The 15,896-nt window shown below is 55.8% G+C and carries 17 protein-coding genes; 7 read left to right on the forward strand and 10 right to left on the reverse strand.

All coding sequences use genetic code 11. The annotated features are described in order from the left end of the window. Window positions 1-31: 31 nt before the first annotated feature. Window positions 32-916 (reverse strand): nucleoside-specific channel-forming protein Tsx, encoded by an 885-nt coding sequence (locus AAER43_RS04840; RefSeq protein WP_014882755.1) that lies wholly within the window; start codon window positions 914-916, stop codon window positions 32-34. A 270-nt stretch (window positions 917-1,186) separates the two neighbouring features. Then, a complete protein-coding gene (locus tag AAER43_RS04845; protein ID WP_014882756.1) occupies window positions 1,187-1,726 on the reverse strand; it encodes a DUF3251 domain-containing protein in 540 nt (179 codons plus the stop codon). 152 nt (window positions 1,727-1,878) lie between these two features. Between AAER43_RS04845 and nrdR the strand changes: the two genes are divergently transcribed. The 5 genes from nrdR to thiL all read left to right on the forward strand — a co-directional run bounded on the left by nrdR (window position 1,879) and on the right by thiL (window position 5,484). Further along, window positions 1,879-2,328 (forward strand): transcriptional regulator NrdR, encoded by a 450-nt coding sequence (gene nrdR / locus AAER43_RS04850; protein WP_008503337.1) that lies wholly within the window; start codon window positions 1,879-1,881, stop codon window positions 2,326-2,328. A 4-nt stretch (window positions 2,329-2,332) separates the two neighbouring features. Continuing rightward, window positions 2,333-3,436, forward strand: coding sequence for a bifunctional diaminohydroxyphosphoribosylaminopyrimidine deaminase/5-amino-6-(5-phosphoribosylamino)uracil reductase RibD (gene ribD / locus AAER43_RS04855; protein ID WP_050862459.1), 1,104 nt, complete (start codon window positions 2,333-2,335; stop codon window positions 3,434-3,436). Between the two features lie 87 nt (window positions 3,437-3,523). Continuing rightward, on the forward strand, window positions 3,524-3,994 hold the full coding sequence (gene ribE / locus AAER43_RS04860; protein WP_014882758.1) for a 6,7-dimethyl-8-ribityllumazine synthase: 471 nt from the start codon (window positions 3,524-3,526) through the stop codon (window positions 3,992-3,994). A gap of 21 nt (window positions 3,995-4,015) precedes the next feature. Continuing rightward, window positions 4,016-4,435 (forward strand): transcription antitermination factor NusB, encoded by a 420-nt coding sequence (gene nusB, locus AAER43_RS04865; protein WP_014882759.1) that lies wholly within the window; start codon window positions 4,016-4,018, stop codon window positions 4,433-4,435. A 77-nt stretch (window positions 4,436-4,512) separates the two neighbouring features. Further along, entirely contained in the window at window positions 4,513-5,484 is a 972-nt protein-coding gene (gene thiL / locus AAER43_RS04870; protein WP_014882760.1) for a thiamine-phosphate kinase, read from the forward strand. Between the two features lie 62 nt (window positions 5,485-5,546). Here the strand turns inward: thiL and AAER43_RS04875 are convergent, their stop codons facing one another. The 4 genes from AAER43_RS04875 to xseB form a co-directional block, all read right to left on the reverse strand. Further along, a complete protein-coding gene (locus AAER43_RS04875) occupies window positions 5,547-6,521 on the reverse strand; it encodes an aldo/keto reductase (RefSeq protein WP_050862458.1) in 975 nt (324 codons plus the stop codon). 62 nt (window positions 6,522-6,583) lie between these two features. Beyond that, a complete protein-coding gene (dxs, locus tag AAER43_RS04880) occupies window positions 6,584-8,446 on the reverse strand; it encodes a 1-deoxy-D-xylulose-5-phosphate synthase (RefSeq protein ID WP_050862457.1) in 1,863 nt (620 codons plus the stop codon). Between the two features lie 24 nt (window positions 8,447-8,470). Further along, complete coding sequence (gene ispA / locus AAER43_RS04885; protein ID WP_050862456.1) at window positions 8,471-9,370, reverse strand: (2E,6E)-farnesyl diphosphate synthase; 900 nt, start codon at window positions 9,368-9,370, stop codon at window positions 8,471-8,473. After that, window positions 9,371-9,613, reverse strand: coding sequence for an exodeoxyribonuclease VII small subunit (xseB, locus tag AAER43_RS04890; RefSeq protein ID WP_008503331.1), 243 nt, complete (start codon window positions 9,611-9,613; stop codon window positions 9,371-9,373). 191 nt (window positions 9,614-9,804) lie between these two features. On the opposite strand from xseB, the gene thiI reads away from it, so the two are divergent. Beyond that, entirely contained in the window at window positions 9,805-11,253 is a 1,449-nt protein-coding gene (gene thiI / locus AAER43_RS04895) for a tRNA uracil 4-sulfurtransferase ThiI (RefSeq protein WP_014882764.1), read from the forward strand. Window positions 11,254-11,384: 131 nt separating this feature from the next. Here thiI and yajL read toward each other — a convergent pair whose 3' ends face one another. After that, a complete protein-coding gene (gene yajL / locus AAER43_RS04900; RefSeq protein ID WP_050862455.1) occupies window positions 11,385-11,978 on the reverse strand; it encodes a protein deglycase YajL in 594 nt (197 codons plus the stop codon). Then, complete coding sequence (panE, locus tag AAER43_RS04905; protein WP_014882766.1) at window positions 11,941-12,852, reverse strand: 2-dehydropantoate 2-reductase; 912 nt, start codon at window positions 12,850-12,852, stop codon at window positions 11,941-11,943. The genes yajL and panE overlap by 38 nt, the downstream gene beginning before the upstream one ends. 121 nt (window positions 12,853-12,973) lie before the next feature. Here panE and AAER43_RS04910 point away from each other — a divergent pair, with 121 nt between their 5' ends. After that, complete coding sequence (locus tag AAER43_RS04910) at window positions 12,974-13,465, forward strand: YajQ family cyclic di-GMP-binding protein (protein ID WP_008503327.1); 492 nt, start codon at window positions 12,974-12,976, stop codon at window positions 13,463-13,465. Between the two features lie 31 nt (window positions 13,466-13,496). On the opposite strand, the gene AAER43_RS04915 is transcribed toward AAER43_RS04910, so the two are convergent. Further along, window positions 13,497-14,858, reverse strand: a complete 1,362-nt coding sequence (locus AAER43_RS04915; protein ID WP_023332232.1) for an MFS transporter — start codon at window positions 14,856-14,858, stop codon at window positions 13,497-13,499. A 149-nt stretch (window positions 14,859-15,007) separates the two neighbouring features. Then, window positions 15,008-15,895, reverse strand: a complete 888-nt coding sequence (cyoE, locus tag AAER43_RS04920) for a heme o synthase (protein ID WP_014882769.1) — start codon at window positions 15,893-15,895, stop codon at window positions 15,008-15,010. Between the last annotated feature and the right edge of the window lies 1 nt (window position 15,896).

Raw genomic sequence — 15,896 nt, forward strand, 5'->3', positions numbered from 1 at the left:
GAGGGCATCAGCCCGCACAGTCCCGCACGGGTTAGAAGTTGTAACCCACGACCAGGTAACCACCCCAACCGGTAGAACGAACGCTGAAATCGCCGTTGCCGAAGTTCAGGCTGGCATCGTCGTTCCACTGACCACCGTTGTGCCAGTAACGCGCAACCACGGAATAGTGCCAGTGATCGTAGTTCAGCGCCAGGATGTGGCTGGACGCGATAGAATCATTGGTACGTGCTTTCTTACCGTTCAGATCGCGGAAGTCGTTATCGCCCAGGTCTGAGCCCCAGTCAAAGTTGGTGAAGCCGATATAGCTCAGGTTGCCGCCCCACAGCTGAGTGATTGGCACAAAGTATTTCACTTTGAAACGGTAGCCGTCCCACTCGTTTTCGTTTGCCGCACCGTAGTTCTGCCACTGGTACTTAGCATATACGTTCAGGGACAGGCTCATTGGCAGGCCAGTATCGATGTCCGTACCCAGACCCATGTACCAGGTGCTCTGACGACCGGACTTGTTGCGGCCCATATCGTAGATGTAGTTGTTTGCGAAGTACCACTCTTTGAACGGACCAAAGCTCAGATCGGTACCGGTCAGCTTATCGATGGAGAAGCGTGGTTCGATTTCCATAAACAGCGGAGAACCGTGGTTCCAGATACCTTTTGCATCGGTGTTACCGCCGAAGAAGACCGGAGCATCCATGTAGCCGTAGAAATCAAACCAGTCTTTCTTGGCAAATGCTTCGTATTCCAGGTAGGTATCGTTGCGGATCTGTGGTCCGAAACGGGTGTGATAGCTACCAACCACGTTAACGCTCTGGTGCCACCAGTCGGAGAGATATTGTGGTTTGTCGTTTTCCGCTGCGTTAACAGTGAAAGAGGAGGACAGTGCCAGCACGGCGCCAGCTGCGAGTAATGTTTTTTTCATAATCATGCCACTGATTGAAATTCCCTTCCGGGAGTGAAAAATGCGCGAATTGCGTTTCTAAATATTTCGTGTTTCTGCGGAGCCTATTATAGGAATCCTTGCTCACAAAAATATGTGTTGTTTCACATATCTCTCACACGCGTAATCGATTGCGTTCACGTTTGCGTACTTTAAACGGCCGGGATTGTAGCGGCAATCATTTATGTTGCCAATCCATACGAAATGTAAATGTTAGCGGAGTGACATTTCACTCCGCTCAGAAGGAAGGGTTTACTGCGCGGCGGGTTGGATGTCGTGAATGCGGATAAAGCCTAACTGTTCTGGCGTAAGGCCGCTTAACTGCAGCGGAATATCCACATCACTGGGCGCTAAAACGCTGGCCGGGGCGGTGAAGAGCTGGTTCTTCACGTTCACTTCCTGGTAATTCTCCGTCGTGCCCTGGATCTGTCCCCACTCAACGGTGCCGCTAAAAGCGGGCAGCGGATCGTTGGATTCTCCCTGAATGCGCAATGTTGCGCGCGTACCATCTGCATTCGCTGCCACATTGACCAGCGACATTTTCAGCGTGCCAATCTGGCTATTCAGCCGCGCAGGTGTGTTCGCGCCAGGCAGCAGGTATACCCCGCTGCTGGATTTGGCGTTCAGCGCGTTTTGCTGGGTGATCTTCACCGTTTCTTTGTTCAGTTTGTCCATCGCCGTATTAAGTGTATTCACACTCTGTTTCATCTGACGGACTTCGGTTTGCTGTGCACAGGCACTGAGGGTGAAGAGGCTCCCCACCAGTAAAATTCTCAGGTAACGTCTTGTCATAGCGTTTATTTCCTTGAAATAACGGATCTCCCTAATGGTAGCCAGCAACGTGCCGTCAGACATAGATCCTTTGTCTCAAAAAGCTCTTCCTTTGTTGTCAGGCCAGATCAGGGTAAAATGAAACTCAGTTAACCGGATAACAGGGATACCGTATGCATTGCCCATTCTGCTCCGCTGTGGATACCAAAGTCATCGACTCGCGTCTTGTAGGCGAAGGGTCATCCGTACGCCGTCGTCGGCAGTGTCTGGTGTGCAACGAGCGTTTTACGACCTTTGAGGTTGCTGAGCTGGTAATGCCGCGCGTGGTAAAAAGTAACGATGTGCGCGAGCCGTTTAACGAAGAGAAGCTGCGTAGCGGGATGCTGAAGGCCCTGGAAAAACGTCCCGTCAGCGCGGATGACGTCGAAATGGCGTTAAACCACATAAAATCTTATCTTCGTGGTCTGGGCGAGCGCGAGGTGCCAAGCAAGATGATCGGTAACCTGGTGATGGAGCAGCTGAAAAAGCTCGATAAGGTCGCCTATATCCGCTTCGCCTCTGTCTACCGCAGTTTCGAAGATATCAAAGAGTTTGGCGAAGAGATCGCCCGCTTACAGGATTAAGCTCATGCAGGATGAGATTTACATGGCGCGAGCCATGAAGCTGGCGCAGCGCGGGCGTTTTACTACCCATCCCAATCCGAACGTCGGGTGCGTGATCGTTAAAGATGGCGAGATCGTGGGGGAGGGGTTCCACTATCGTGCCGGCGAGCCGCACGCCGAGGTCCATGCGTTGCGGATGGCAGGCGAGAAGGCACGCGGTGCCACCGCCTACGTGACGCTGGAGCCCTGCAGCCACCACGGGCGTACCCCACCGTGCTGCGACGCGCTGATTGCTGCGGGGGTTTCCCGCGTGGTGGCATCGATGCAGGATCCGAATCCGCAGGTTGCCGGACGCGGTCTGTATCGCCTGCAGCAGGAAGGCATTGACGTCAGTCATGGGCTGATGATGCAGGACGCCGAAGCGATCAACAAAGGCTTTCTGAAGCGCATGCGCACCGGGTTCCCGTATATCCAGCTTAAGCTGGGCGCTTCGCTGGACGGTCGTACGGCGATGGCAAACGGTGAAAGCCAGTGGATCACCTCGCCCCAGGCAAGGCGCGATGTGCAACGTCTTCGCGCGCAAAGCCATGCTATCCTCACCAGCAGTGAAACCGTTCTGGCTGACGATCCGGCTATGACCGTGCGCTGGGACGAACTGAATGCCGATACTCAGGCGCTTTACCCGCAGGAGAACCTGCGTCAGCCGCTGCGTATTGTCATTGATAGCCAGAACCGCATAACGGCGGAACATCGCATCGTGCAGCAGCCGGGTGAAACCTGGATTGCCCGTACCAAAGAAGATACGCGCGAATGGCCAGAGGGCGTGCGTAGCATTATGGTACCTGAGCACAACGGTCGCCTCGACTTAGTGGTGCTGATGATGCTGCTCGGCAAGCAGCAGGTGAACAGCATCTGGGTAGAGGCGGGACCCACGCTCGCGGGTGCGCTGTTGCAGGCCGGGCTGGTGGATGAACTGATTGTATACGTTGCGCCTAAACTGTTAGGCCACGACGCGCGCGGCCTGTTTGTGCTACCTGGCCTTGAAAAAATGGCCGACGCACCGCTACTCACATTCAGCGAGATTCGTCCTGTAGGCCCGGATGTCTGCCTCCATTTAACGACAGCGTAATTGCTCCTGAAATAGGGAAGCAGTGCGCAAAGTATTATGATAAAATCCGCCCCCCTGCGGGGCCAAATGAACCCGTAAAGGAAGAGTATGAACATTATTGAAGCTGCTGTAGCTACCCCGGACGCTCGCGTCGCCATCACCATTGCGCGTTTCAACAACTTCATCAACGACAGCCTGCTGGAAGGTGCGATTGACGCCCTGAAACGTATCGGTCAGGTGAAAGATGAGAACATTACCGTTGTTTGGGTTCCAGGCGCTTACGAGCTGCCACTGGCAGCGGGCGCGCTGGCGAAAACCGGTAAATACGACGCGGTGATCGCGCTGGGTACTGTTATTCGTGGCGGCACTGCGCACTTCGAATACGTTGCGGGCGGTGCAAGCAATGGTCTGGCACACGTTGCGCAGGATGCTGAAATTCCTGTCGCGTTCGGCGTGCTGACCACCGAAAGTATTGAACAAGCCATCGAACGTGCTGGCACCAAAGCCGGTAACAAAGGTGCAGAAGCTGCACTGACCGCGCTTGAAATGATCAATGTATTGAAAGCCATCAAGGCCTGATTTTTTTGTAAGGGGAATTCCGTGAAACCTGCTGCTCGTCGCCGCGCCCGTGAATGTGCCGTTCAGGCACTTTACTCCTGGCAGTTGTCCCACAACGACATCGCCGATGTTGAGTACCAGTTCCTGTCAGAACAGGACGTGAAAGACGTCGATGTTCTGTACTTCCGTGAACTGCTGTCGGGAGTGGCGACTAATAGCGCGTATCTCGATGGTCTGATGAAGCCATACCTGTCCCGTCTGCTCGAAGAGCTGGGTCAGGTGGAAAAAGCAGTGTTGCGTATCGCGCTGTTTGAGCTGTCTAAACGTGATGATGTGCCGTACAAAGTGGCCATCAACGAAGCGATCGAACTGGCAAAAACCTTCGGCGCTGAAGACAGCCACAAATTTGTTAACGGCGTTCTTGATAAAGCTGCACCTGCGATCCGTCCCCACAAAAAGTGATCCGCAAACCGGAGTCCTGCATTGCCTGACGGGCAGTGCGGCTCCGGTTTTTTCTTTTATTTGCTGAGGCATAACGTATGGCATGCGGCGAATTCTCCCTGATTGCCCGTTATTTCGACCGTGTCAGAACCTCTCGTCTTGATGTTGAAACCGGCATTGGCGATGACTGTGCACTTCTCAATATTCCCGAAAAACAGACGCTGGCAATCAGCACCGACACCTTAGTGTGCGGACGTCATTTTTTACCCGATATCGATCCTGCCGATCTGGCGTATAAAGCGCTGGCGGTCAACGTCAGCGATCTGGCCGCGATGGGTGCCGATCCGGCATGGCTAACGCTGGCCCTGACGCTGCCCGAGGTCGATGAAACCTGGCTTGAAGCCTTTAGCGATGCGCTGTTTGAACAGCTGAACTACTACGATATGCAGCTGATTGGCGGTGATACTACTGCCGGGCCGCTGTCGATGACGCTGGCGATCCATGGCTATGTGCCCCTCGGTCGGGCGCTCAAACGCTCGGGCGCAAAACCAGGTGACTGGATCTACGTGACCGGTACACCGGGAGACAGCGCTGCGGGGCTGGCTATTCTTCAGGATCGCTTGACCGTGAAGGATGCTGACGACGCGGCGTATCTGGTGAAACGCCATCTGCGACCCACCCCGCGTATTCTGCATGGGCAGGCGCTACGGGAACGGGCAAGCTCGGCTATCGATCTCTCCGACGGGCTGATCTCCGATCTTGGCCATATTCTGAAGGCCAGCGGCGTGGGCGCGCGCATCGACCTGGATCTGTTCCCGCTATCAGAGCAACTGCTTCGCCACGTGGAGCCTGAGCAGGCCCTGCGCTGGGCGCTTTCCGGTGGTGAGGATTACGAACTGTGCTTCACGGTACCTGAGCTGAACCGTGGCACGCTGGATGTGGCGTTAGCGCATCTCGGCGCGAAATTTACCTGCATCGGGCAGATCATGCCGGAGAGCGAAGGGCTGAAGTTTGTGCAGGACGGTGCCCCGGTCACGCTCGACTGGAAAGGGTACGATCACTTCGGTTAATTTTGTGCGCTCTGTATTGCCGGGTGGCGGCTCCGCCTTACCCGGCCTACAAAAGAGGGTGCTTATTTAAACCCCACCACCGGATGCTGCTGATACGGCGTTTCGAGCTCGGCAATCTGCTCCGGCGTCAGGGATAAATCCACTGCACTCAGCAGTTCATCCAGCTGTTCTTCCCTGGACGTCCCAATAATTGGTGCCGCGACCCCGCGCTTACTCAGCAGCCACGCCAGCGCCACCTGTGCGCGGGTGGCTCCCGTATCGTCGGCAATCCCGGCTAAGCGTTCGGCAATTAACGCATCGCTGGCTTCTGTACCGTCATAGAGATTTTTTCCGACTTCATCTGAGACCAGACGAGCCGTGGTTTCTCCCCATGGACGGGTTAAACGTCCGCGCGCCAGCGGGCTCCACGGGATCACCGCCACGCCCTCCTGATAGCACAGTGGCAGCATTTCGCGCTCTTCTTCACGGTAGATCAGGTTGTAGTGATCCTGCATGGTGACAAAACGCGCCCAGCCGTGCTGTGCCTGAAGATCCAGCGCCTGTGCAAACTGCGACGCATGCATAGACGACGCGCCGATATAGCGCGCTTTACCGGCTTTCACCACCGCGTTGAGCGCTTCAAGCGTCTCCTCGATCGGCGTGTTGTAATCCCAGCGGTGAATTTGCAGCAGGTCGACGTAATCCATGTTCAGGCGTCTAAGGCTGTCATCAATAGAGCGCAGGATCTGCGCGCGAGAAAGGCCCTGAGTCAGGTCACCTGACGGGTAGTACACCTTGGTGGCGACCACAATGTCATCCCGACGCGCAAAGTCACGCAGGGCACGACCGACAATCTCCTCGCTGCTGCCGTCGGAGTAGCTGTTGGCGGTGTCGAAGAAATTAATGCCGCCCTCGATAGCGCGTTTAATAATCGGACGGCTACTCTCTTCCGGCAACGTCCAGGCGTGGTTCCCTCGTTCGGGCTCGCCAAAAGTCATACAGCCCAGGCAAAGCCGGGAAACCTTAAGGTCGGTTTTTCCTAATGTGGTGTATTGCATGGTTCCGCTCCTGCTGTTTAAACAATACGTTTAAGCATAGCAGGAGCGAAAAAGGGGAGGGATTAGTCCAGCCAGGCGCGGATTTTGGCTTCAATACCGACGGCGTCCAGGCCAATAGCCGCCCGGGCTTCATCCTGGGTACCCTGAGGAATGAAATGATCCGGCAGGCCGAGGTTCAACACCGGCACGACTTTGCGGTTTGCCATCAGCACCTCGTTCACGCCGCTTCCCGCACCGCCCATGATGGCGTTTTCTTCCAGAGTGACCAGCACGTCATGCGTCTCGGCCAAATTCAAAATCAGAGATTCGTCGAGCGGCTTCACGAAGCGCATATCCACCAGGGTAGCGTTCAGCGTTTCAGCGACCTTCGCAGCTTCTGGCATCAGCGTACCGAAGTTCAGGATCGCCACTTTCTCACCGCGACGTTTCACCAGACCTTTACCGATCGCCAGTTTTTCCAGGGGTTGCAGCTCAACGCCCACCGCATTGCCGCGTGGGTAGCGCACCGCACTAGGGCCATCCTGATAGTGATAGCCGGTAAACAGCATCTGACGACATTCGTTTTCGTCGCTTGGCGTCATGATGACCATATCCGGAATACAGCGCAGGAACGACAGATCGAATGCGCCCTGGTGCGTCTGACCGTCAGCGCCGACGATGCCCGCACGGTCTATCGCAAACAGTACCGGCAGCTTCTGGATGGCCACGTCATGGATCACCTGATCGTAGGCGCGCTGCAAGAAGGTAGAATAGATAGCGACCACCGGCTTGTAGCCGCCAATGGCCAGGCCCGCTGCGAACGTCACCGCATGCTGCTCGGCAATCGCCACGTCAAAATACTGGTCAGGGTATTTTCTGGAGAACTCCACCATGCCGGAGCCTTCACGCATGGCCGGGGTGATCGCCATCAGCTTGTTGTCTTTCGCGGCGGTTTCACACAGCCAGTCGCCGAAGATTTTGGAATAGCTCGGCATACCGCCGCTGCTTTTTGGCAGACAGCCGCTGGACGGGTCGAATTTTGGTACCGCGTGGAAGGTGATCGGATCTTTTTCCGCCGGTTCGTAGCCACGCCCTTTTTTGGTCATGATATGCAGGAACTGCGGGCCTTTCAGGTCACGCATGTTCTTGAGGGTGGTGACCAGGCCCAGCACGTCATGGCCGTCAACCGGGCCAATATAGTTAAAGCCCAGCTCTTCAAACAGCGTACCCGGCACGACCATGCCTTTGATGTGTTCTTCGGTGCGCTTGAGCAGCTCTTTAATCGGCGGTACGCCGGAAAAGACTTTTTTACCGCCTTCACGCAGCGAGGAGTAAAGCTTGCCGGAAAGCAGCTGCGCCAGATGGTTGTTCAGTGCACCGACGTTCTCGGAAATCGACATTTCGTTATCGTTGAGGATAACCAGCATGTCCGGTTTGATATCACCCGCATGGTTCATGGCCTCAAAGGCCATCCCGGCGGTGATAGCACCGTCACCAATCACGCAGACGGTGCGGCGCTGTTTATTCTCTTTTTCGGCGGCAACGGCAATACCGATGCCCGCAGAAATGGAGGTGGAGGAGTGGCCGACGCTCAGCACGTCATATTCGCTCTCACCGCGCCACGGGAACGGATGCAGGCCACCTTTCTGACGAATGGTGCCAATTTTATCGCGACGTCCGGTCAGAATTTTGTGCGGATAGGCCTGGTGGCCCACGTCCCAGATAAGCTGATCGAACGGCGTGTTATAGACATAGTGCAGCGCCACGGTCAGTTCTACCGTGCCAAGCCCGGAGGCGAAATGGCCGCTTGAGCGGCTTACGCTGTCGAGCAGGTAGCGACGCAGCTCGTCGCACAGCTTCGGCAGGCTCTCTTTCGGCAACAGACGCAACTCCTGGGTGGAGTCAACTAACGCCAGTGTCGGGTATTTGGCAATATCAAAACTCATCAAAGGCTCATCGAGATATATAGTTTATTTATCACGCTGGATTATATAGTCCGCTAGCGCTTCCAGTGCCGAGGTATCCAGCGATTGTGCGGCCAGTACATTTAGCGACTGGCGGGCATCGTCAATCAGATCCCGGGCTTTACGTTGGGCTTGCTCAAGACCCAGCAGGGCGGGGTAGGTACTTTTGCCAAGCTGCTGGTCCGCACCCTGACGTTTACCCAATGTTGCAGTATCGCCCACCACATCCAGAATGTCATCCTGAACCTGGAATGCCAGACCGATACTTTCTGCGTATCTGTCCAGCGTCGGCAAGGCTTTGCGCCCTTGTTCACCCGCGCTCAGCGCGCCCAGGCGAACGGCAGAACGAATCAATGCCCCGGTTTTGTGGCGATGAATACGCTCCAGCTGTTCCAGATTAACCTGACGTCCTTCCGCTTCAAGATCCAGCGCTTGTCCGCCGCACATGCCGGCCACGCCGCTGGCCATCGCCAGTTCAGAAATCATTGCCAGGCGGTCACGGTCAGCCACTTCCGCCATCGGCGCATCGCTCAAAATAGAGAACGCCAGCGTTTGCAGGGCATCGCCCGCCAGAATGGCATTCGCTTCGCCAAACTTGATATGGCAGGTAGGTTGACCGCGACGCAGGTCGTCGTCGTCCATCGCCGGTAAATCATCGTGGATCAGCGAATAGGCATGGATGCACTCAACGGCGGCAGCTGGGGCGTCCAGCGTGTTATCGCTGATACCAAACATATTGCCTGTGGCGTACACCAGGAACGGGCGCAGGCGCTTTCCACCCAAGAGTGCGCCATAGTGCATGGCCTCAACCAGAGGAGTGTTCTGAAAAGGCTGTGGTGCAATAAAACGGCGCAGGGCGTCGTTGGCGCGAATTACACGCGCCTGAAGCTCGTTGGCAAAATCCATTTACTCGGCGTCCGGTGTGAAAGGCGTAGTTTTCGCGTCTTCGCTGTCGGAAAGCAGGATCTGCACGCGCTGCTCGGCCTGCTGCAGTTTGACCTGCCCCTGTCGCGCCAGCTGCACGCCACGTTCGAATTCGTTAAGCGCCTCTTCCAGCGGGAGATCGCCGCTCTCAAGACGGGTAACGATTTGCTCCAGTTCACTCAGCGCAGTTTCGAAACTGGCCGGTGCGTCGTTCTTCTTCGGCATAGTGAATTGACTCTTATATTCTTCGCCCCGACATGGTAACGGACTCGGGCGGATAAGCAAATAACGCGCAATGTGCACAGGAGCGGCGCGATGGTGGTATACTTGCGCGCCTGGATGCAGCCACGGGTGTGGGCTGCTGTACTCTTTTCCATTACAAGCCTTAATACGCTTGCCTAAGAAACATTGCCGCCATGAAGTTTATCATTAAATTGTTCCCTGAAATCACCATCAAAAGCCAATCTGTGCGTTTGCGCTTTATTAAAATTCTCACCGGGAACATTCGTAACGTATTAAAGCACTACGACGAAACCCTCGCCGTGGTGCGCCACTGGGACCACGTTGAAGTCCGTGCGAAAGACGAAAACAAACGTCAGGATATTCGCGACGCGCTGACCCGTATTCCGGGGATCCACCATATTCTGGAAGTGGAAGACGTCCCGTTCAGCGATATGCACGATATCTTCGAGAAAGCGCTGGTTCAGTACCGCGATCAGATCGAAGGCAAAACCTTCTGCGTACGCGTGAAACGTCGCGGCAAGCACGAATTCAGCTCCATTGAAGTGGAACGTTACGTTGGTGGCGGTTTGAACCAGCACGTCGAGTCTGCGCGCGTGCGTCTGACGCACCCGGACGTGACGGTTAACCTGGAGATCGAAAACGATCGCCTGCTGCTGGTGAAAGGTCGTTATGAAGGTATCGGCGGTTTCCCGATCGGCACCCAGGAAGATGTCTTGTCTCTGATCTCCGGCGGCTTCGACTCCGGCGTTTCCAGCTATATGCTGATGCGCCGCGGCTGTCGCGTCCATTACTGCTTCTTTAACCTGGGCGGTGCGGCGCATGAAATCGGCGTTCGCCAGGTCGCGCATTACCTGTGGAACCGCTTCGGCAGCTCCCACCGCGTGCGTTTTGTGGCGATCAACTTCGAGCCGGTAGTGGGCGAAATTCTAGAGAAAGTGGACGACGGCCAGATGGGCGTTATCCTGAAGCGCATGATGGTGCGTGCGGCATCCAAAGTGGCTGAGCGCTACGGCGTGCAGGCGCTGGTCACCGGCGAAGCGCTGGGGCAGGTCTCCAGCCAGACGCTGACCAACCTGCGTCTGATCGACAACGTCTCTGATACGCTGATCCTGCGTCCGCTGATCTCCCACGATAAAGAGCACATCATCGATCTGGCACGTGAAATCGGCACCGAAGATTTTGCCCGCACCATGCCGGAATACTGCGGTGTGATCTCAAAAAGCCCGACCGTCAAAGCGGTGAAGGCGAAGATCGAAGCCGAAGAAGAGCACTTCGATTTCAGCATCCTGGATAAAGTGGTGGCGGAAGCGTCCAATATTGATATCCGCGAAATCGCCCAGCAGACCGAGCAGGACGTCGTCGAAGTGGAAACCGTAAGCGGTTTCGGCGCTAACGATGCGATTCTGGATATCCGCTCTATTGATGAGCAGGACGACAAGCCGCTGCAGGTGGAAGGCGTTGAAGTGGTGTCGCTACCGTTCTACAAGCTGAGCACCAAATTTGGCGATCTCGACCAGAGCAAAACGTATCTGCTGTGGTGTGAGCGTGGGGTGATGAGCCGCCTGCAGGCACTGTATCTGCGCGAGCAGGGCTTTGCGAATGTGAAGGTGTATCGCCCGTAGTTTTTGCCCGGGAATGCGGCCTGATGCCCTCACCCCGGCCCTCTCCCACGGGGAGAGGGAGAAAACATAAAAAACGGCAACCTTTGGTTGCCGTTTTGCTTTAACCTGGCGCCACCCGGCTTTTTTACGCACTACTCTTCATAGTAGTTATAAATTCCCGCCGGCATCACCAGCGATGATGCCACCTCGTACGCTTTTTCGCGCCCGACCAGCAGGTCAATAATCTTCAAACCAAAATCAATCGCGGTGCCGGGGCCCTGGCTGGTCAGCAGGTTGACGCGTGGATCCCACACGACGCGTTTGTCCACCCACTGGTCTTCCGGGATGGTCTGCTTCAGACCGGGGTAGCCGGTCATATTGCCGATAGGGAAAATATCGTGCGGAACCAGCACTGTTCCGGCGGCGGCACAGATGGCGGCGACGATACGACCCGATAAGTGGAACTGACGCACGGTCTCGACCAGCAGCGGGCTGTCGCGAAAACATTCCGCACCCTTCAGGCCACCGGGCAGGACGATGATGTCGTAATCCCCGTCGGCCACCTGCACAAGCGGCGCATCCGCAAGCAGTTTCACGCCGCGCGAGCAGGTCACCGCCAGACTGCCATCGCTGGCAACGCTGGCGACCGTCACCTCAATACCGCCGCGCACCATCAAATCAATCGTGGTGACCGCTTCTATCTCTTCGCTACCAGGGGCGAGGCAGATCAGTGCCGACGCGCTCATATTCACTCTCCTTACGTTTAACCAGGTCATACAAACGGGCGTTTTCCGGCACGGCGATGCCATGTGCACGGGCACGTTTTAGCAGATAGCCGGTAATGTAGTCGATTTCTGTGTGGCGCAATGCCCGGACGTCCTGCAACATTGAGGAGATATTTTCTGCCGTACTCTCAATAACCTGCTCGACATAACCGCGCAAATCCTCTGCCGAGGTATGCAAGCCTTCCCGCTCAATGACCGACGCGACTTCAGCACACAGTGATGCAACCTCCTGCGGATGGTTTTTCAGCTCCCCATTCGGGCAGTTCCACAGTGCCGTCAGCGGATTGATCACGCAGTTCACGGCCAGCTTGCGCCAGAGTTGAGGGCGAATAGTGTTATGCCAGGCGACGTCCGGCAATACCTTCTGCAGCACATCGGCAAGATAACTGTAGTCGCCATCCTGTGTTCTGGCCGGTCCCATATGGGTCACGCCGCTGGCGACGTGCACGATGATGTTGCCGTCGCGACGGGCTGCGTGCGTGGTTGTCGCCATCAGCAGGGGCTGAGGGATGCCTTTCAGCTCATCAATGGTTCCCATGCCGTTATGCAGCAGCAGTATAGGGGAAGTGGAGGGGAGTTGCGCAGCCAGCGTCTTCACCGCGTCTGAGACCTGCCACGCTTTAAGCGTCACCAGTAACAGGTCACTTTGCGCCAGGAAATCGGGATCGTTCGCGGTGAGGGATTCGTTAAAGATGCTTCCGTCTTCACCAATCAGGTTTACACTGCAATAGGGCTGGGGCACGCGCAGCCAGCCCTGAACCTCATGTCCGTGCTTGCACAGCGCGGTCAGCCATAGCTGACCAAGCGCTCCGCATCCGAGCACTGTAATTTTCATTGTTCCTCCTCACCTGCAACTGCGCCAGGTGTTACAGCTTAATTATACAGCTAAGCTTCTGTTGAGTTATGCCTCGTAGCGGGTATTATGCAACGCAACAAAAGTGAAGGGAGAAGAAAAGATGCCATCTTTCGATATTGTTTCCGAAGTTGATATCCAGGAAGTTCGCAACGGCGTTGAGAACGCAACCCGCGAAGTTGAGTCACGTTTCGATTTTCGTGGCGTTGAGGCGTCGTTTGAGCTGAACGACGCAAATAAGACCATTAAGGTGCTGAGCGAGTCTGATTTCCAGGTGAATCAGCTGCTCGACATTTTGCGCGCCAAGCTGTTAAAACGCGGCATTGAAGGGACCTCTCTGGATGTGCCGGAAGAGTTTGTGCACAGTGGTAAAACCTGGTTCGTTGAAGCTAAACTGAAGCAGGGCATTGAGAGCGCGGTGCAGAAGAAGATCGTGAAGCTCATTAAAGACAGCAAGCTGAAGGTGCAGGCGCAGATCCAGGGTGAAGAGATTCGCGTCACCGGCAAGTCCCGCGATGACCTGCAGTCCGTGATGGCGCTGGTGCGTGGCGGCGATCTGGGACAACCGTTCCAGTTTAAAAACTTCCGCGATTAATACCCAAAAGCCCGGTTCAACCGGGCTTTTTTCATGCTTTCAGGGCCTGCTCCACTTCGAAGCGGTTGGTCATTTTGCTGTCTATCTTGACGTAAGCGCTGCGCTCTTCCGGGACAATCAGGACCTCCGTCACACCCTCTTTTGCTTCCAGACGCTGTTTCAGCGCGTCGCTAATCTGAACATCATCCGGGATTTCTACCCGCAGGCTGCTCACGTAGCGCGGCTCTTTCATGGTACTGGCGACCAGCAGCCAGACTGTCGCCAGCAGTGCGCCCGCGAGAAACACCGTTTGAGAGTCAAACAGACCGTCCACCCAGCCGCCAAGCGAGCCGCCAATGGCCACGCCGAGGAACTGGCTGGTGGAGTAGATGCCCATCGCCGTGCCTTTGTAACCGGCAGGGGACTCTTTGCTGATCAGCGACGGCAGCAGGGCTTCCATCAGGTTAAACGCCAGGAAGAACAGCTGCACGCCGGCAATCAGCTCCCAGAAGTGCGGGCCGGCACCCCAGAGCACAATCTCAGCTATCAGCAACAGTGCTACGCAGCCAATAAAGACGCGCTTCATCTTGCGCTTCACTTCAGCATAGATAATGAATGGCACGACGGAGACAAATGAAATCAGCATCGTGACCAGATAGATTTTCCAGTGCTCGGCTGCCGGGAAGCCCGCAGCGGCCAGCTGGCCGGGAAGGGCGACAAAGGTCGACATCAGCAGGATGTGCAGACACATAATGCCGAAGTTAAGCTTCAGCAGGCGTGGCTCAACCAGCACTTTGCTGAAGCAGCCCTTTACCATTCCCGATTCACGGTTGAGGACGTGGTTTTTGCTGTCCGGGACTACCCACAGGGTTAAGGCAATACCGAGGGTTGCCAGCACGGCAATCATCCAGAACAGCGCGTGCAGGCCAAGCGCATGGGTGATTATCGGGCCCAGTACCATCGCAATGGCGAAGGTGACGCCAAAGCTAACGCCGATGAACGCCATCGCTTTAGTCCGGTTCTGTTCGCGGGTGAGATCGGACAACAGCGCCATCACGGCGGCAGCAATCGCGCCGGAGCCCTGAAGGGCGCGGCCAAGAATAATCCCCCAGATGGAGTGGGAGAGGGCGGCAATCACACTGCCCAGAACAAAAATAAGCAGGCCACCGACAATCAGCGGCTTGCGGCCAACCCGGTCAGAGAGCAGGCCAAACGGGATCTGGAAGACCGCCTGGGCCAGACCGTAAATGCCAATGGCCAGGCCAATCAATGCCTCGCTCGCCCCCTGCAGCGCCATGCCGTAGGTGGTCAGAACAGGCAGGACCATAAACATGCCGAGCATCCGTAGCGAGAAGACAGTCCCTAAGCCCCAGGTCGCGCGTAGCTCGCCTGGCGTCATTTTATAATCGTTCATTACCACCTCAGTTCAAAAGCAGGCCATAGTGTAGTGCGGGGAAGGGGCGGGGTAAATAAGGGCTTATTTAACAAATATTACATGCGTTATTAATTGATTTTGTGAATAAAAAAGGGTGCCGAAGCACCCTTTTATTGACCTGTTGTCGCTTACCAGACGTAAGTCAGCAGGTTGTGCGAATCTGGCACCATGAAATCCACGGACATCATCACGGACAGAGAAGTGATGGCGACAATGGAGAACACAAACAGCTTACGTGCCCAGACTTTGTCATCTTCCACTTTGTATCCGCGCAGCGCCATGCCAAGCCACCAGACGCTCACCGCAGCCGCTACCGCCAGATATTTATACCCGGCGTAACCACCCAGAGAGAGCATCAGCGTTGCCACGGCAAAGGCGATGATGTAAAGCGTGATGTGGTTCTTGGCAACCGAAATGCCCTTCACGACCGGCAGAACCGGGATGTTCGCTGCCTGATAATCCTTAAAGCGGAAAATCGCGATGGCATAGGAGTGCGGCATCTGCCACAGGCTAAAGATAGCCAGCAGGATCAGCGCACCGCTGTCGAACTCGTTCGTGACGGCGCAGTAGCCAATCACCGGCGGCGCAGCGCCGGAGAGAGAACCAATCAGCGTGCCGTAGACGGAGTGACGTTTCATATACAGGCTGTAGACGCCCACATAGACCACGAACCCCATCACCCCCAGCCAGCAGGCCAGTGGGTTAGCACCAAACCACAGCAGCATAAAGCCAGCAATACCCAGCAAGGTGGCGTACACCAGCGAGACGGAAGGGGCGATCAGGCCTTTCACCAGCACCCGATTTTTGGTCCTTTCCATCTTCTTGTCGATATCCATGTCGATGTAGTTGTTAAATACACAACCGGACGCAACAACCAGTGACACACCGACCAGCGTGTAAATAAAGAGGGCGTAATCAATGCTGCCTTTAGAGGCCAGCAGGAACCCTCCGATCACGGAGATCAGGTTGCCAAAGATGATGCCTGGTTTCGTTACTTGCAGGTATTGCTTAAACATA

It is taken from the genome of Enterobacter sp. FUJ80071 (assembly GCF_038739915.1).
GTDB lineage: Bacteria > Pseudomonadota > Gammaproteobacteria > Enterobacterales > Enterobacteriaceae > Enterobacter > Enterobacter kobei.